This window comes from Shewanella marina JCM 15074 (assembly GCF_000614975.1).
Classification (GTDB): domain Bacteria; phylum Pseudomonadota; class Gammaproteobacteria; order Enterobacterales; family Shewanellaceae; genus Shewanella; species Shewanella marina.
The window spans coordinates 21,003-38,206 of the sequence record NZ_BALM01000020.1 but is presented as its reverse complement, the minus strand read 5'-3'; the positions used below and the strand labels follow the sequence as shown (position 1 = coordinate 38,206).

The window sequence follows — 17,204 nt, the reverse complement described above, 5'->3', positions numbered from 1 at the left end:
AAATGAATAAACTGAGCTTAATCAAGACATTTACGACTATTTGTGAAACTAAAGATATCTCTTTAAGCGCAAATAAACTTTCAATGTCTGAGTCAGATATTTATAACCATATATCATTATTAGAAGAGATTATTCATACCAAACTGATACAACATAGCAAAAACAATTTTAATTTAACAAATGCGGGTGAGACATTTCTTGTATTCGCTCACACTTTATTAATGAAAAATCATAAAAACATGATCAAGTTAACTGATCATGATCAAATATTCTCAATAAGAATTGGTATGCCAACTGATTATATTGAAATATATCTTAAGACTTATCTAATTAACTTTATAAAAATATTTACTAATATAGAATTAAATATCGACACTGATGTCAGTGGTAATTTATTTAAGCGATTAGATAACCAAGAATTTGATTTAATTTTAGCAACGCATTGGCAACAACAAGCAGGTGCGACATTACTCTATGAAAGAAGGTTTCATTGGGTTGCAGCTAAAGATGGCATCTCGCATCAACAGCAACCACGCCCAATAGCCCTATATCCTGAAAATTGCCCAATTCGAGTACAAGTTTTTGCCCATTATCAAATAGGCATGCCTCTACTCAATATCGTACTGACCTCTCCTTCACCACACGCATTATGCCAAGTGGTCGAGTCTGATTTAGCCATCGCGCCGATTGCTGAGTTTAGAATTAACGATAATATGATGATATTAGATCCAAGCGAATATCAGCTACCTCCACTGCCAACATTTAATGAATCTATTTATGTGGCAACACCAGACAGCGCTGCCGTGAATTTTCTATCGGATCTGTTTCAAGCCATTAAACATTAAAGCCCACATGCGTGGGCTTTACATAAAGTATTACCACTTCACTTTAGTTAATTGACACTGAATCACTTCACCATGTTTGGCTGGCGTATTCGGATGCTCGGCTGATTCACACAATAACGTCGTACCATAATCGTTTCGTTTGTCATTGGCATTACTGCGTGCCCAAACCGTAACAATAGCCTTTTCTTCAGGTTTAGCTTCACAACTGCCATCAATATCGAACGCATGAATATTATTTTGATGGAAATAAACTAAAGCATCTTTATCGGGCGTAGTATTGGTCCACATCTGATGTTCATTAACCATGCCTGAATCAAATTGCACCACTCGTTGTGTGTCAGTTTCAGAAACCGTTGTCAGTAGTGGATTATCTTCACGAATAGCAAAGTTCTTAAACTGATTAATGCAAGCTGGTTGTCTAATGGTGTAATAAATCTCAGATATCGCATGATTATGGTACGGATAAAAAGTATCAACCGCTTGGGTAACCATACCAATCTCAGCACCAACCTTAGCGCCATTAATTTCATCAATCCGTAATAGGCCCCAATGCCCCATGACTTCAGCATAAGCATAGCCGCCACGAATATTAGTGAAATTGCGTAAATTACGCTGATTTTCTTCAGCATACATAGGGAACCAACCGACAGAAGCCCATAAATTGGGTAGCGCTTTAGCACTGATATCAAAAGGGAATTGTGGTGGCATTTTAATGTCATCACCCGTCACCATTTTTTCAAAATTTTGGGCAAATTGAGCACCTTCTTTTGCTACTGCTTTATCAGTGACTTTCGTCTTGAAAAACTCAGCAAATGTCATCCGGTTAATCCACTGCGCGACTTCTGAGTTTTCAACTAATTTACCGCCAGGACTATAATTCCAAGTCATCTCTTCACGGGCAGAAAAACATTGTTTGGCTTTATCAGGGTTATTTAATACTTGATAGATATTTTTCACCATGTCACGCATATCACGATTATCCATAATACACATGCTCTTGACGCCACCAGCTGTTTCATAAATTGAGCGGGCAGAGTTAAGACAGTTAGCATTCACATCATTGGTCAATGCTTTAGCATAGCCTTCTAAATACACTAAGGTTTCTTGCCAAAGTTGATCGACATACTTTTGTTCTTGCGGGGTGTAATCATGCTGAGTTGGTAAGCAAACAAACTCAGCATTATTAATCTCGTTCACATCTAAAAAGTCGGGAACCGTGGCAGCAAAAGCGGGAGAGCTCAGTAATAATGCAGCTGCAGATAAGATCTTCTTCATATTAACTCCAAAAAAAAGCCTCTAATCACATTGCGCATTAGAGGCAAAATAAATCATGTGGAAGTGGTGATGCTACAAGTGAATTTATTTGTGTTTTGGATACTCAAAAGTATGGCAATTACTGCATAACACTTGCTTAGGAGTATGTTCACCATGACATTCTGTACATGGCACTTCTTTACCGTAATGCAGGTTGTTATGTGGGTTTTGCCACTCTTCATCACCTTGTCTAGCCGTTGTAACCGCTAATTCATCAATATCATGACACTGACTACAAGCCTGATCTGATGGCATATTTTTAATGCCTTGGTCATGACAAGTTTTACAACCTGAGTCATATACCATTTCGTGGTAATCACGTTGATCACGCGCTTGTGCTGAAAACGCTAGACTACCGCTTAACATAATCGCTAATACTAAAGTTAATTTATTCATCTGTTTGCTCCTGATTATGCGTTCATTAAGGTGTTTGCGGCTGTCATGCCCATGACAAGACATTCAGGGATAGAACAGCTACCTAAACGACTCACACCATGAATGCCACCCGCAACTTCACCAGCAGCATATAAACCAGGAATCGGTTGACCAGTTAAGCTATCAACCACTTCAGCGTTAGTATTAATCTGCACGCCACCTTGGCAGTAATGCACTTTTGGCCACAAACGCACTACCGTAAATGGCGCTCTTAACTCTTTACCGTGGGCCATTGCCATCGCTTTGCCAAACTGCTTATCTTCACCGGTGCGAACATACTGGTTATATTCATCTACTTGCTTTTGTAATTCAGCAGCAGGAATGCCGTAATGCTTGGCAATATCTGCAATTGAGTCAAACTTCCAACCTACCTTGTACTTTAATACTTTCTTACAAGTCGGATGCTCCATTGCATCTTCGTAACTGGTGATCATAATTGGTGGCTGTGGCTTGCCAGCCTCATCACGACAACGTAACTCGGCATCAGCACGAGTCTTACGGTCAGCAATTTCATTCATAAAACGGCGACCCGTTTGCAAGTTAACTGCGATTGAATGAGGGAAGTTAAAAATAGAATAGTTAGAGACATAACCAAATCCACCTTCATCAGGTGATGCCCAAGGGCCTGATTGGATATGTGCAAGGTGAACCGGCGTCGCGCCCAAACGGAACATCTCTAACATAGCCTCACCCGTCGTGCCTGGAATGTTAGTACAACCCACTTCATTGGTTAGGGTTGGATCTTGCGCCATACGTAGCTTAATGTTCTGTGCAAAACCACCCGTTGCCATGAGTACGCCTTTATTAGCTTTTACATAGGTCACTTTGCCGCTATTAGGATCTTCAAAATGATGACCCGTTAATAGCTTAACGCCAATAACTTTACCGTTATCATCTTGTACAAAGCCGATAAACTTAGCGCGGTTATTGGTTTTAACGCCAAGTTTCTGGCTATATTTTAATAAAGGTTGAGTAATACCAGCGCCACAACTAACAGTGGTTTGGTATGTACGCGCCACAGAGTGACCGCCTAATTGTTGTAGATATGGATGATATTCTGCGCCAGCATCAATAGTCATTTGCAGCGCTTCAGCGGCATGACTTGCAATATGGCGTAATAAAGGTTCATCAGCGATACCGCGGCCAGACTTTAATTGGTCTGCTACCATGGTATCAATCGAATCTTTAACACCTTCTTTCGCTTGTAATGGCGTATTAGGTGCGGCAAATAGGCCGCCATTGATTGCTGAGTTACCGCCAAAGTACGGCATTTTTTCAAAGATTTCGACGTCAGTTGCGCCCAATTGCTTAGCTTTAATTGACGCAGCTAATGCAGCGAAACCAGAACCAATGATCACTACATCGGCAGTTTTATCCCATTTGATATTTGCAGCAGATTCAGTATTTGTTTGTGCCATAACAGGCATGGCTAATGCCGTAATACCAGCAGCACCTAAACCTTTAATAAAACTGCGACGTCCTGATTTATCAACCATATCATCAACTCTCATTGCTATTTAATTATGCAACTAGCTTAATGATGGAATGCGTTCCAAAATGGGAATAAACGCTTAATTTTATAGTGATATATTAGTAAAAATCGTAAAACAATCGGCCATAACTCATTTTGGAACAGGTTCCAACTCGGTTGGCTGAATATCATCAAACAAGCTGAATCGGCTATTTGCAGAAGCCCTAAAGCAAGTTCAAGTTGCGGGAATTTTAACAATTATCAGGTATAATGGAAGCTATGGAATTAGAAGATATTTACCGCCGCGATTTAAGTTTATTAATCGCCTTACAGGTCTTAGTTGAAGAGCGTAGTGTTACGCTTGCCGCTAAACGACTACATTTAAGTCAATCTGCCACCAGCAGAATTTTGGCGCGTCTGCGCGAAATGTTAAATGACCCGCTTTTTACGCGTGTTGGTAGTCAGTTGGTCCCCACTCAATTTGCCTTGGATAGCTACCAACAATTACAACAACCTACCTCAGCATTAATTCAGTTGCTCACTCCACAGCAATTTGATCCGATGCAGTGTCATCAAAGCTTTCGTATTGCTGCCACTGATTTTGCCATGCTAGGTTTATTGCCCTTTATTTTACCAACCATCTATCAGCAAGCACCCAATATTAAAATTGAATTAGTACAGGTCAGACACCATGAACTGCAAGCTCAATTAGGCGTGCAAGGGATTGATATGGCGATTTGTCGTAACTTACGGCCAGAAGCATTAGTGCAATATCAATATTTAGGTAATGTGGGAGTGAGATGCTTGGTCGCACCAGATCACCCGCTAGCAGATAAAGAGATGACGGTAGCAGATTATCTTGCCTATCCCCATGCAACCATTGCCATTAGTGATGGAGTTAAAGCGTTATTAGATGATGCGTTAGCAGATTACCCTGCCCGTGAAGAGAGATTGCGCAGTTCGCAACTGGATTGTGCTCTGGCGATGTTAAATCAACAGCCATTAATTATGACGTTACCCGATGAGCTTGCCAATATTATTGCCCAGCGTCATAGACTAATCGCCAAACCGCTGCCCATTGTATTACCCGCGCTGCAGTACAGCTTATGTTGGCATAGTCGCTGCCAAACTGATAATGCTCAACAATGGTTAAGGCAACAGCTTAGCAGCGCCGCCGCTAAGCTGTTAAATCAACCTAAATAAGCGTGTTATTACAGCTTAATTAGTACGCGACCTTTAACTTGGCCTTTTACAATTTGCGCTGCATACTCAGGTACTTGCTCTAAGCTAATCATTTCACAAGCATCAGTGTAGTAACTTGCAGGTAATAACTCTGCTAGTTGCTGCCATGCTTTAGTACGCTTCTCAAATGGGCAAGCAACTGAATCAACACCTAATAGATTTACGCCACGTAAAATAAATGGCATTACTGTTGTCGGCAATTGATAACCACCCGCAAGACCACAAATGGCAGCAGCGCCACCATAGTTGATTTGTGCCAGTGCATTCGCTAATACCTTGTTACCTACAGTATCAACCACACCTGCCCAGCGTTGTTTTTCTAATGGACGGCCATCGGCTTCCATTACGCTGCGATCCATCACTTCAGTCGCACCAAGTGCTTGTAACCAATCTTGGTTTTGCTCTACACGACCAGTACACGCTACCACTTTATAGCCTAATTGAGCTAATAATGTGACCGCGACAGAACCTACGCCACCACTTGCACCAGTCACTAGTATTTCACCCATGTCCGAAGTGATACCAGCCTGTTGCAAAGCTTGTACGCATAGCATGGCAGTTAAACCAGCAGTACCAATCATCATCGCTTTATCTTCGCTAAGATTGGTAGGTAATGGCACTAAATAATCAGCTTTAACCATTGCCTTTTCTGCCATGCCGCCCCAATGATTTTCTCCGACCCCCCAGCCAGTTAGAATCACTTTATCGCCTGCTTGGTAACGCTCATCTTTTGATTCCGCTACCGTACCCACATAATCAATACCCGGTACCATTGGGAATTGACGTACAATTTTGCCTAATCCAGTAATTGCTAGACCATCTTTGTAGTTAAGTGATGAGTAATCCACATTCACTAACACTTCACCTTCTGGCAAATCAGATTCTGGCAACTGACAAACATTCGCAATGGTACGTTTTTCTTGTTGGGTTAACACTAAGGCTTTAAACATTGGGACAATTCCTTACTTAGATTGATGCGCTAAGAATAGGCTATAAATGTAAATGCGCCTACTGCCAATATTGCATATACAACATGCATTTGATGCATATCATTTATTAAGCTGCAGATTATGATGATTTATGATTGAAACTGCGCCTGATTCGGTGATAATAGCCGCTCACTTTTTATCAGGTTAAGTTGCATGTTCCATATCGCCCTTTATGAACCCGAAATTGCCCCAAATACAGGTAATATTATTCGACTATGCGCCAACAATGGCTGTGATCTTCACCTTATTGAACCACTAGGTTTTGATTTAGAAGAGAAAAAATTACGCCGCGCAGGTTTAGATTATGGCGATTTAACCCATGTATATCGTCATGCTAACTTTGAAGCCTTTTTAGAAGCAATGAAAGGCAAGCGTATTATGGCTTGTACGACCAAAGGCAGTCGTCCCCATAGCGAATTAAGCTATGCGCAGATGATGTGTTGCTGTTTGGTCCTGAAACTCGCGGTCTACCAATGGAGATCATCGAGTCTATACCGACAGAACAACGTTTACGTATTCCAATGGTTTCAACCAGTCGCAGTTTAAACCTATCAAATGCGGTAGCGATAATTAGCTACGAAGCTTGGCGCCAGCTAGATTACCAAGGTATTTAAGCCATTAATTGCCAAGCTTTATGACACACATAAAAAAATCCCAGCCACGCTGGGATTTTTATTGATTTGGAGTTAATTGATATTAGTTAGCACTAAAACCAATATCGTTAATATTAACCACTTTCACCTCTCCATACTGCTTAGCAATTGGCATAATTTCAGCGGCATTACCAATCAGTACAAATTGTAGATTTTGCTGCGGAAAATACTGGGTCACTAAGCGCTTAGTATCCGCTACCGTCAACTTATCCACCTGCTCATCAAAACTGTTAATGACCTCTTCATCTAAACCATAGATATACATATCTTTAAGCAAAGAGACTAACTGCTGATTGGTTTCATAATTTGGCGGAAATTGCCCTTTGACATAGGCTTTAGCCGAAGCTAATGTTTTAGCATCAACACCTTGTTGCCATAGTTTAGCGTAAGTTTTTAACGCAAGATCGATCGCTGCTTGAGTGGTTTTCTTATTGGTAAAACTGCTGATAGTAAATACCCCCGCATGAGCATGAGTATTAAAATGAGAGCGAGCACCATAGGTAAGTCCTGAGTTGACGCGCAATTCATCATTCAACCATGAAGTAAAGCGACCACCTAAGATAGTATTCACCACCTCTAGCCCAATAAAATCAGGATTGTCACGGCTGATACCTATACCACCAATTAAAAAAGTCGTTTCAAGTGCATCAGGCTTATTCACCACCAATACTCGTGGTTTATCAAGCTTAGGTAACTGTTTATCTAGATCACTACGCGCCACTTGGCTACCTTCACGCCATTGACCAAATAACTGCTGCAATTGAGCTTTCATTTGCCCCACATCAAAATCACCAACCACAATAATGGCGCTATCTTGCGGCTGATAATAATCATCATAGAACTGACGAACTTGCTTTGCTGTAATCGCCGCTAATGAATCTCGATTACCTGAAACTGGTTTTGCATAGGGATGCTCAGCAAACAAAAACTGCTCAAAATAACGATTAATCACCGCTCGAGGGCTCTCTTTAGCTTGCGATAAACCGGCAATTTGACGTTGTTTTAGTTTATTGAGTTCATCAGAATTAAAACTTGGAGTTTGCACAATATTGGCAAATAACGGCACCATAGTCGCGCTGTCTTTACTCATAAATTGTGCTAATACAAAGCTATCTTCTTTATCTGCGCCTGCAGTAATACTCGCCCCAAGGCCATCGGCTATTTGTTCAATCTGCGCCTTCGTTTGACGGTGCGTGCCTAGCATTAAGGAACGCGCAGTCAAAGATGCGATGCCCGACGGATTATCATCAATACTGCCTGCACGAACCACCGCAGCCATACTGATGAGTGGCACCTCTTTTTGTGGTAGCAGATAAACAGTTAAGCCGTTGTCTAAAGTGTAATTATCGAACTCTGGCATGGTGAATTTAACGGCTGTAGCATCGGTACTAGATGCGGGCATAGTGCTGCAACCTGCGATCCCAAAGCAGAATAATGCTGCAATAGCACAACTGATAATATGCGTTCTCATAGACCAGACTCCTTAGCGCTAGATAACACGCCCACAGTACGATTCTCTCTCTTCAAAAATTGTTGCGCGATACGCTGAATATCAGCGGGAGTCACTTGGCTATAAGCCGCTGGCGCATCAAATAATTTATTCATATCGCCAAAATATAACTCATAACTGCCAATGGTATTGGCTTTACCATTGATAGTTTCCATGGCCCGATAAAAGTCCATTAAGCGCATATTTTTGACTTTACTCAGCTCGGCTTCAGTCACCCCATTTTTGGCAATGTTTTCAATTGGCTGCAATAATGCTTGCTCTAGCTGCTTCGCTGAAACCTTAGGGGCGGCTATGGCATAGATATAAAATAAATTAGGATCAAAACTCTGCGGCATATAAGTTTCAGCCGCAATCGCAATTTGTTTATCAATTAAGGCACGACTTAAGCGAGAACTATTTCCTTCAGACAAAATACCCGCCAATAGATCTAAGCCGTAATAGTCCGCATCTTTTGTCGCAGGAACATGATACGCCAGCATAATATTAGGCGTAGATACCGATGCTTTATGAACAAATACACGGCGCTCGCCTTTTTGCTTAGGTTCAACCGTTTTTATTGATCGTGGTGGTGCTTGAGCTGGGATCGGTGCGAAATATTTTTCAGCAAGAGCTTTAACTTGAGCTAACTTTACCGCACCAGCAATCACAACTAAGGCATTGTTGGGAGCGTAATAGGTTTGATGGTACTGCTGCAAATCAGCTAATGACCAAGCCGCAATATCAGACTCATGTCCAATCACAGGCCAGCTGTAAGGATGGGCTCTAAAAGCTACGCCTTTAACTTCTTCACTTAGGGTGCGCCAATTAGAGTTTTCAAGTCCAGTTGAGCGCTCAGAAGTCACCACTCGTCGCTCACTTTCAACCATAGCGGCATCTATATCAAGATGTTCAATCCGATCGGCTTCTAATTTAAAAATAGTTTCCATCGCGCTCACAGGAAACCAATTGGTATAAACCGTTAAATTCTCAGTGGTATAGGCATTATTGGCACCGCCAGCGGCTTCCATAGTGCGATCAAACTGCTTAGGGCCATAGGTTTTAGCGCCGTTAAACATCATATGTTCAAAGAAATGAGAAATACCTGTAATACCTGGCGCCTCATTGCGAGAACCCACTTTCCAAAACAGGTACATATTGGCATTAGGGATAGAATCATCTTCTATCACCATTATTTGCATGCCATTTTTAAGGGTAAATCGTTGAATATCGTCTGCGCTTGTTGCCCATAGTGAACAACTTACGCAAGCCAATAGAAGACTGCAGAGCCATTTCATCATATATCCTTATAATTTATATTTCTTACCAAGAAACTATGCTGAATCTGACTCACAAAATAAAGTTATTTTTTAAGCAGCATTCCCAAATAACCAGACGTTACTTGGAGATATCAGGCCATTATGGTTTACTAAAAAAAACCACATCATTAGCAATCACTTCTAATTGCCAATTCATCTGTTTAGCTAACCACTCAAAAGTCGCAATTGAATAGAAATTAATATGGGTGGGATCATTGATATAGTGCCAGCGCGCAAATGCTTCTTTATCAAGCGCCATCTTGGTCATAATCGCGAGCGTACCACCAGCAACAAGCAAACTGTCTAACTGTTGCCACATCTTTTTAGCATCCGCAATATGTTCAATCACTTCGGTCATGGTGACAAAATCATACTGGCACGCTAACACTTGTTTATTGGGATGATAAAACAGATCATAGTTTGCTACCTGATAGCCTTGCTCTTGCGCCATCAAGCTTAATACTGCGCCCTCACCACAGCCATAGTCTAAGCCCCGCTTATCAACGCTTAATCGCTCCGCTAATGGTTGCCATGTACGGCCTAGAAAACGCCGATACCCCGCATCCGCACAATCATTATCATGAAGATCATAAACGGCTTTTTCAGCTTGCTCTGTGACGTATTCAGTTGCAGGGACACTGACTAATTGACAACAATCACAGCGATAATAGTGACGTTTTTTATCTTGATGAAATAACACCACTTGATTTGAATGGCATAAAGGACAGCTTAATGGCACGTTTAGACGCTCTGTTGATCCGAATTTAGCTGCTTATAATACTCAATTATCTCATCAGCAGGCATAGGTTTCGCAAAGAAATAACCTTGTTGGTAATTCACCCCACGGCTGAGGAGTAATTTACTCTGCGCCGCGGTTTCAACACCTTCCGCAATAATTGCTTTCTCCAGCTTCTGAGCCATCTGAATTTGCGCATCAAGTACTGGGGTGTTATCCGGTGTAACTTCTAAACTATCAACAAATAGCTTATCAATCTTAACCACGTCTAAACTTAATTCTTGTAAATAGGATGTGCCACCATAACCCGTACCAGCGTCATCAAGCTCGATAATACAGCCTAATGATTTTAAACGTAAAATATTAAATTGTGCTTTAGCTAAATCAGTAATAGGTAAGCGCTCGGTTAATTCGATACCCATTTGATTAAAAGAAAAACCGACTTCTGCAAGCTGTTCTAATTGGTCAATAAATTGATCCGATTCAAGTTGCTGTGGGGCAATATTAATACTGCATCTAAAAAACGGTTCTTTAGCAAATATTAATGCAATATCTCGTTCAATTTGCACCAATAATTGCAATGTAACCCGATTAATCAGCTCACTTTGCTCCAGTTCATGGATAAAGTAAGCCGGAGGAATAACGGTACCATCCGCTTTAATCCAACGAACCAAAGCCTCAACACCTATCATATGGCCATTACTGGCATTAATAATCGGCTGATAGTAGGGCTTAAATTCATTTTTTTCGACCGATTTATTTAATTGGTAAACCAAGGTTTCACGCACGTTATACCAACTGCGAATAACGAAAACTAAGCCAATAAATACTAAAATACTGATCACAACGGTAATAGGTAAAATCTGCTGTAATTTCTCTAACACTCTTAATTTGGCAATATCCGCTTTAATATAGAAAGGATATTTCTGACTATATACCCGAATACGATCTAATAACTCACCTTTAAAGTGGCCAATAGTTAATACCGTTTGACCATTTGTAAGGCGAATTTGGGTATGTCTAAAGGCCTTATTCTCATCATCGAGAAACGAAAATGTATCGCGTAAAGGGATATTGATTAAATTAATATGGTTAGAGCCACGATAGCCCATAAATAGGCCTTTTAACCAATGACCACGCCATTGATATTCTGCCATCACTAGCACTCGATCCGTGCTATTGCCTAACTTTGTGATATTTTGTGGTGCCCATGCAGAGGACTCAAATATAATTTTTCCACCAAAAGAGCAATATGTTAGTGGTGGCTCAGCAGAGTTACGCACCAGAAATAGACCCGCATCAAGATGCTCAAATAAAAAATGGGTAAGTCTTAATCTATCAGGTGAGTTACATTCTTGATAATCAATTTGATCGAGCTCATTTAAATAGTGAGTGGCAATATCAAATTTATTATCCACATAACTGATTAATTGTTCAGCATCACTTTTCATTTCAATTTTGACATCAAAATAAGCATAATAATAGCTCATAGCCCCCGTAATAATACTAACCAATATGGCCGCCAGTAATAAAACAAACGCTCTATTAAGATGAAATTTCTTCAAAATTGCTAACTGCTCGAGAAAATAAAAAACGCAGACAGTTTAGTAGAAAAACAGCATAAAATATATGCGTCACTAGCAGCAAAAGATTAATATTATTTTATCTTAACCAAGCAAGCTGTATTTTATTACAGCGAACTCACACTCGTTACAAGCTGTTGATACAAAACTCTTTTAACTTAGTATCTTTGTTTTACGCTATCACTCATATGACCGATACGCTGCTCAACTAATGCCGCTAAAATATTATTAAGTGGTGTAAGATTAATTTCTTTTTCAAGTGCTTGAATACTCAAACCAACCGCTTCTAATGTTGATAAACTGTCACTTCGCTTCGCTTTACGAATGGTGTATTGAGATATCGACTCAGCCGCTAAATGCACCACAGGGTATTGCTGTAGCCATGGATTTAACTGCCACATTTTATAAGCTTTACGCCAAGTGCCATCAATAACAATGATGCGGCAATCTTGACTAGTTTGAACTGAATTGATGTCGCAACTATCATCTGTTGGATAAACCACAAACGTCGGTTTGCTATCTTGAATCGAGGTTAGTTGTTCGGCAAAATCAGTTGCAGACTCACCGACCCATATTGCAAGTTCAGGCATCACTAGTTTAAGTAATCGAACACTATTTTTTTGATGTTTCACTTCACTAGGATGCTGCAACACAATCACTTCAGTGCGATGCTGAAATGGTTGTATTGCATAACATACACAAGCATTTTGGGGATAGTTACAGTTATCGCAATAATCTCGAGCCACAATCAATACTCAATCTACAATTAAGCAGCATATTTTAACCGTGTTGCTGCTCTAAGTGCCAACCATTAAAACGAGAACATGCCATCACCAACAATAATCCAGTTGGCACCACAAACATCAATAGTCCAACCGCTAACGGTGCAGTTAAACTGGTTTGTTGTATGAGGCCAGCTAATAATGCGGCACCACTCATTTGAATAAAACCAAGCATGGCAGTAGCCGTACCCGCTCGCTCACCAAAACCACCTAGCGCCATACTTGTTGCAGGGCCAAGCAGTAATGCAAAACCAAAGCATAACAACACCATTGGCACCATAAAATAGAGTGCTGCGGTAAACCCCGTGCTTGAGATAAACTCATAACACCCAACCAAAGTGATAGCAGCGGTAATCATCATACTCAATGCTAACTTCACAGTCGTGCGATTACCTAAACGCTTAATCACCAATGGTGCAGAAAAACAAGCGGCAATATTAAGCGCAGCATTCGCACCAAATAAACCACTGAAGGTCAACTCTGACAAACCTAGGTGACCAATAATCCATACAGGCGCATATGAAACATAAGCTAAAATAGCAGCCATACCAGACATACAAACCAAAGCATAAAAAACAAAATGACCATTAGTTAAAATTGGCTGATAGCGCGCCCAGCGATATAAAGGCCCTGTCGATTCAGTATGTGCTGGTCGAGTTTCAGGTAATTTAAACCACAATAAGATAAAGATGGCTAAACCATATAAACCAATAAAGGCAAAATTAGAACGCCAACCGAAATGCATGGCTAATAAACCACCTAACATTGGGGCTAATGCCGGAATAATACAGATCATGCCATTTAAGTAACTGTATAATTTAGCGCCATCTTTAGGGGCATAACAGTCTCGTACAGCACTAAATACCACAATAGAAGTAGCACAAGCAGCAAAACCTTGTAATACACGTGCAATTTGCAGCCAGTGAAAATCAACAGCACCGGCACTGAGAGCACTACTTGCACAGTAAAGTAATACACCTGCCAGTGCCACAGGTCGACGCCCAAAACGATCTGTTAAAGGACCGATAATGATTTGACCAACACCTAAGGCAAATAAAAATAACGCAATAGTCGACTGTACTTCACTTACTGCAATAGAGAAATCGGTTGCCATGGCAGGAATTGAAGGAAGATAGATATCAATGGCTAATGGATTAAGTAACACGGTTGCCATTAGAATCGGTAATAAATTGCGTTGCATATTTGACTCAAGATACAAAAAAGGTTGCTCATAATACGCGACTCTAGTTATGAGCAGAAATGATATTATTTCAGCACTTAAATTCCATATTGGAATATCTATTGCTTAATATACCTTACTAGTAAGTAGAATTAGCGAACTTAACACTCCAAGTTAAGAACAAAGCATCATCTAACAACTTACTTCCCATCGATTAACCGATCCATACACCTCGCTACGAACTACATCTAAAGAAATGATTTTAAAGATAATTAAATATATTCATATGTTTTTAGCGAATCAATTTGAAATAACTCATTACATTTAAGCATTATTTAATTAGTGTAAATTAAACTAAATTAACGTGCCGATGCTCTAACAAATGTGCAAACTGGATACGGCTCATTAATTTGGTTTTATCAAGCTGATACCAGTATGCTAATGAGTAAATGATTTTGGAGGATCTATGATCTACAGTCAGTTTCAACAACCTTTTCAACAACGCTTTAGCGGTAGCAAAGGCTGGTTAGCTTTTGCCATAGGTATCACCGTTATCGCCCTAGGATTACTCGCATTGCCATTTGTGTTGCTGTTTTTGGCGGTGGGATTTATTGCTGTAAGCCTATTTGGCCGTTTTTATATCAAACCTAAAATGGACCAATTCAAACGTCAGGCTGAGCAAGCACAATATCAGCAGCAAGGCTTTACCGAGGAGGCAGAAGAAGTGGTGAGTCATTCAACCCGCTTTGGTGATGATAGCTTTAAACCTCGTCCACATCAGGGTCGTATTTTTGAGCACGACCCCAACGAACGAGTCTAATCAGACTGATTTTACTCAGCCCAAGAAAGTAACTCTTGGGCACGATATAGTGACTTTAGCTGGTCTTTAGCTTGAGTCACTGCAATAACACTTTCAATCTGCATCTCCAACGACTGCCATATCGCTCAATCACTTGCAGTTCTTGCTCATTGCCATAATCAGCCGCCATTTTTAATAATGCTGCCGCACCAACGACATCAATTCGCCCTAATACGCCATCCGCTAATGCCACGCTTAACTCAATCATCGCGGGAACACTGCGGCCATATCGAATCACATCACGCAAATAAACCTCAGCTTGTGATAACTGCTCACCAAAGGCATTATCATCATTAAGCATATGCTGTGCACGTGCTAACATCGCATCTAATTGGCCTTGTTCTGCGGCTTCCGCGAGCCAATGTTCACTGCCACCAAGATCAATCTGACAGCCATCGCCATTAGCCAGCATTAATGCCAAATGATACTGCGCATTCGGGAATCCCGATTTAGCCGCGCGACTAATGCAATCATAAGCTTGTTCAAGCTGCCCCTGCTGATAATAGAGCACCCCTAGATTAGACATAGCTTCAGCTTGCTCTTGTTGCGCCGCAGCGTAGAGATAATGTTCAGCCAGCTTGAGATCCTGTGCTATTTGATGACTACCGACTAGATAGAAGTAACCTAGCAGTGCCATCGCATTAACGACCCCCTGCTCAGCGGCCTGCTTAATGGCAGCCTGCCCGGCAACCTCATCAGCCTCACCTAAATAGCCATGAAGTAATGCCACGCCATGTTCAAATAACGCATCCGCATCAAATGGGCCCGCTTTGGCAAACCAATACGCCGCATTCTCCAACTTAGCACTAACACTTTTATTCAATAATGCTTGCGCCTCAACATCCTGCTCACCGGAATCAGCCAGTGCTAGTTGCTGCTCTTTTAACATTAACGCCTTATTTTTAAGTGACATCCCCACAAGGTATTGAGCATGGTGATCATCTTCCATAATGCGCGATAACAAAGATCTCGGCCAGCAGATTGATCAAAGTGAACAAATGCAAATGAAGGGGCTTGTTGCTGAGTAAATAACGGATATAGCATCTCAATTAATGCTAAAAAATCAGCCACGGCTTTTTCAGCTAATGCGACCAATTGGGTTGAACTTAAATGGTATTTCTCAGGATGAGCGCCACGATTACCATGACCTCTCAACTTATGCAACAAGCGGGTTGTTCGTACGTTGATTAAGCGCTGTTTATTTAACTGCTCAATTCTGTCATATAGATTAGGGCCATCAAATGTAAGTTGCTGCATTTGACCAATTTGGTTGACCAACCAATGCGTCATACTGCGAATATGCAGTAATGCTTGAGTGGGCACATCACGCACATAACTTTTAGTTTCACTGTAATCAGCACCTAATCGCGCAGACAGCTGACTGACAAACTCCACATCACTACGCATTAACAACAACTCCTTATAAAAAAAGCGGCACCTAGGCCGCTTTTGTACCTAAGCTAATAACCCACTTAGGCATGATTTGATCTCACCACATTAAAGCTGTGGTTGACGGTTAACCATGTATAAGCGGAATAAAGCGACATTCACAAATAAACCAATAAATGCCATGACAACAGAGACTAAGTACTCTGCGGGTAAACCAGCTGGCTTAACTAATTCAACCAAACCGCCGCCAATCATAGATAACGGAATATATAACATTAATAATGTTAGTGTTTTAAAAGCAATGCCACCACCAGAGAAGGCAAAGCTGGCTTTAATAGCTTGCATTGGCGTTAAGCGTTCAGTGATGACCATAAAGTTAACATAAGCTAAGCGGGCAAATAGGTAAAAACTGATCACCAAACCAATTAACCAAAATGGACCAAACGCGGCAAATAAGAATACTGGAGCAAGAATCGCTAAACCTGAAAATACGCCAGCAATCAATAAAGGCGGAACAAAGGTTAAGCCTGTTTTAAATACTAAGCCAGTGGTCACTTGATGACCTTCTGAACGTAGTTGTAAAAATACGGTCAATACGGCGATAAGCAATGAAAAAGCCAATAACAGCGCCATCATTGCAGCCATATGAGGCGCACCAAATTGTGGATTTTGTGTTTCAGCAGCTTTGCTTAACTCCAATCCTAACCACATCTGTAGCCCAATCTGGATTAATAAAATTGGCATCGTTAGCACAGCAAGCTGAGCTAAGTGATTGCGGAAGAAGTGATAAGCTTCGGTCAAAATCGCTGACAATGACATGCGTCTTTCCAATAAATAAGTAAACAATGTTGTTGGGTCGCTAGAATACCGAAAAATTCAATTTTTTGCACAGCCAAATATCAATTCTGTCTTGCCTATCTT

The 17,204-nt window shown here is 40.9% G+C and carries 14 protein-coding genes and 2 pseudogenes; 4 read left to right on the top strand and 12 right to left on the bottom strand.

What is annotated here, in order from left to right:
• Positions 1 to 2: 2 nt before the first annotated feature.
• A complete protein-coding gene (locus JCM15074_RS22310) occupies positions 3 to 845 on the top strand; it encodes a LysR substrate-binding domain-containing protein (RefSeq protein ID WP_037469763.1) in 843 nt (280 codons plus the stop codon).
• A 30-nt stretch (positions 846 to 875) separates the two neighbouring features.
• Here the strand turns inward: JCM15074_RS22310 and dddY are convergent, their stop codons facing one another.
• The 3 genes from dddY to ardA all read right to left on the bottom strand — a co-directional run bounded on the left by dddY (position 876) and on the right by ardA (position 4,090).
• Positions 876 to 2,120, bottom strand: a complete 1,245-nt coding sequence (gene dddY, locus JCM15074_RS14330) for a dimethylsulfoniopropionate lyase DddY (protein WP_025821852.1) — start codon at positions 2,118 to 2,120, stop codon at positions 876 to 878.
• 84 nt (positions 2,121 to 2,204) lie between these two features.
• Complete coding sequence (locus JCM15074_RS14325; protein ID WP_025821850.1) at positions 2,205 to 2,555, bottom strand: cytochrome c3 family protein; 351 nt, start codon at positions 2,553 to 2,555, stop codon at positions 2,205 to 2,207.
• 14 nt (positions 2,556 to 2,569) lie between these two features.
• On the bottom strand, positions 2,570 to 4,090 hold the full coding sequence (gene ardA, locus JCM15074_RS14320) for an acrylate reductase flavoprotein subunit ArdA (RefSeq protein WP_025821848.1): 1,521 nt from the start codon (positions 4,088 to 4,090) through the stop codon (positions 2,570 to 2,572).
• A gap of 254 nt (positions 4,091 to 4,344) precedes the next feature.
• Between ardA and JCM15074_RS14315 the strand changes: the two genes are divergently transcribed.
• Entirely contained in the window at positions 4,345 to 5,268 is a 924-nt protein-coding gene (locus tag JCM15074_RS14315) for a LysR family transcriptional regulator (protein ID WP_025821847.1), read from the top strand.
• A gap of 8 nt (positions 5,269 to 5,276) precedes the next feature.
• Here the strand turns inward: JCM15074_RS14315 and acuI are convergent, their stop codons facing one another.
• Complete coding sequence (acuI, locus tag JCM15074_RS14310) at positions 5,277 to 6,257, bottom strand: acrylyl-CoA reductase (NADPH) (protein ID WP_025821845.1); 981 nt, start codon at positions 6,255 to 6,257, stop codon at positions 5,277 to 5,279.
• Between the two features lie 192 nt (positions 6,258 to 6,449).
• Here acuI and trmL point away from each other — a divergent pair.
• A pseudogene (trmL, locus tag JCM15074_RS22305) lies at positions 6,450 to 6,910 on the top strand (tRNA (uridine(34)/cytosine(34)/5-carboxymethylaminomethyluridine(34)-2'-O)-methyltransferase TrmL).
• Between the two features lie 82 nt (positions 6,911 to 6,992).
• Here the strand turns inward: trmL and JCM15074_RS14300 are convergent.
• From JCM15074_RS14300 to JCM15074_RS14275, 6 genes are all read right to left on the bottom strand, one after another.
• Positions 6,993 to 8,420, bottom strand: coding sequence for a M16 family metallopeptidase (locus JCM15074_RS14300; RefSeq protein ID WP_025821843.1), 1,428 nt, complete (start codon positions 8,418 to 8,420; stop codon positions 6,993 to 6,995).
• Positions 8,417 to 9,736 carry a M16 family metallopeptidase gene (locus JCM15074_RS14295; RefSeq protein WP_025821841.1) on the bottom strand — a complete coding sequence of 440 codons (1,320 nt, stop codon included), beginning with the start codon at positions 9,734 to 9,736 and terminating at the stop codon, positions 8,417 to 8,419. Before JCM15074_RS14295 ends, JCM15074_RS14300 begins: the two co-directional genes overlap by 4 nt.
• Before the next feature lie 118 nt (positions 9,737 to 9,854).
• Positions 9,855 to 10,493 carry a class I SAM-dependent methyltransferase gene (locus tag JCM15074_RS14290; protein WP_025821839.1) on the bottom strand — a complete coding sequence of 213 codons (639 nt, stop codon included), beginning with the start codon at positions 10,491 to 10,493 and terminating at the stop codon, positions 9,855 to 9,857.
• A gap of 2 nt (positions 10,494 to 10,495) precedes the next feature.
• Entirely contained in the window at positions 10,496 to 11,980 is a 1,485-nt protein-coding gene (locus JCM15074_RS23725; RefSeq protein ID WP_148300804.1) for an EAL domain-containing protein, read from the bottom strand.
• 251 nt (positions 11,981 to 12,231) lie between these two features.
• Complete coding sequence (locus JCM15074_RS14280; protein ID WP_025821835.1) at positions 12,232 to 12,819, bottom strand: tRNA-uridine aminocarboxypropyltransferase; 588 nt, start codon at positions 12,817 to 12,819, stop codon at positions 12,232 to 12,234.
• 34 nt (positions 12,820 to 12,853) lie between these two features.
• A complete protein-coding gene (locus JCM15074_RS14275; RefSeq protein WP_025821833.1) occupies positions 12,854 to 14,056 on the bottom strand; it encodes a multidrug effflux MFS transporter in 1,203 nt (400 codons plus the stop codon).
• A gap of 445 nt (positions 14,057 to 14,501) precedes the next feature.
• Here JCM15074_RS14275 and JCM15074_RS14270 point away from each other — a divergent pair, with 445 nt between their 5' ends.
• Positions 14,502 to 14,855 carry a hypothetical protein gene (locus JCM15074_RS14270; RefSeq protein WP_025821831.1) on the top strand — a complete coding sequence of 118 codons (354 nt, stop codon included), beginning with the start codon at positions 14,502 to 14,504 and terminating at the stop codon, positions 14,853 to 14,855.
• Between the two features lie 11 nt (positions 14,856 to 14,866).
• Here JCM15074_RS14270 and JCM15074_RS22295 read toward each other — a convergent pair.
• Together JCM15074_RS22295 and JCM15074_RS14260 are read right to left on the bottom strand one after the other, a co-directional pair.
• A pseudogene (locus JCM15074_RS22295) lies at positions 14,867 to 16,301 on the bottom strand (DUF4145 domain-containing protein).
• 90 nt (positions 16,302 to 16,391) lie between these two features.
• Positions 16,392 to 17,102 (bottom strand): hypothetical protein, encoded by a 711-nt coding sequence (locus JCM15074_RS14260; protein ID WP_025821830.1) that lies wholly within the window; start codon positions 17,100 to 17,102, stop codon positions 16,392 to 16,394.
• Positions 17,103 to 17,204 lie beyond the last annotated feature (102 nt).

Excerpts from the sequence above, each read along its gene's own strand:
- ardA (WP_025821848.1), bottom strand. The coding sequence starts at position 4,090 with ATGGTTGATAAATCAGGACGTCGCAGTTTTATTAAAGGTTTAGGTGCT.
- JCM15074_RS14315 (WP_025821847.1), top strand. The coding sequence starts at position 4,345 with ATGGAATTAGAAGATATTTACCGCCGCGATTTAAGTTTATTAATCGCC.
- JCM15074_RS14270 (WP_025821831.1), top strand. The coding sequence starts at position 14,502 with ATGATCTACAGTCAGTTTCAACAACCTTTTCAACAACGCTTTAGCGGT.
- JCM15074_RS22310 (WP_037469763.1), top strand. The coding sequence starts at position 3 with ATGAATAAACTGAGCTTAATCAAGACATTTACGACTATTTGTGAAACT.
- JCM15074_RS14300 (WP_025821843.1), bottom strand. The coding sequence starts at position 8,420 with ATGAGAACGCATATTATCAGTTGTGCTATTGCAGCATTATTCTGCTTT.
- JCM15074_RS14295 (WP_025821841.1), bottom strand. The coding sequence starts at position 9,736 with ATGATGAAATGGCTCTGCAGTCTTCTATTGGCTTGCGTAAGTTGTTCA.
- JCM15074_RS14275 (WP_025821833.1), bottom strand. The coding sequence starts at position 14,056 with ATGCAACGCAATTTATTACCGATTCTAATGGCAACCGTGTTACTTAAT.
- JCM15074_RS23725 (WP_148300804.1), bottom strand. The coding sequence starts at position 11,980 with ATGAGCTATTATTATGCTTATTTTGATGTCAAAATTGAAATGAAAAGT.
- JCM15074_RS14325 (WP_025821850.1), bottom strand. The coding sequence starts at position 2,555 with ATGAATAAATTAACTTTAGTATTAGCGATTATGTTAAGCGGTAGTCTA.
- acuI (WP_025821845.1), bottom strand. The coding sequence starts at position 6,257 with ATGTTTAAAGCCTTAGTGTTAACCCAACAAGAAAAACGTACCATTGCG.
- dddY (WP_025821852.1), bottom strand. The coding sequence starts at position 2,120 with ATGAAGAAGATCTTATCTGCAGCTGCATTATTACTGAGCTCTCCCGCT.
- JCM15074_RS14260 (WP_025821830.1), bottom strand. The coding sequence starts at position 17,102 with ATGTCATTGTCAGCGATTTTGACCGAAGCTTATCACTTCTTCCGCAAT.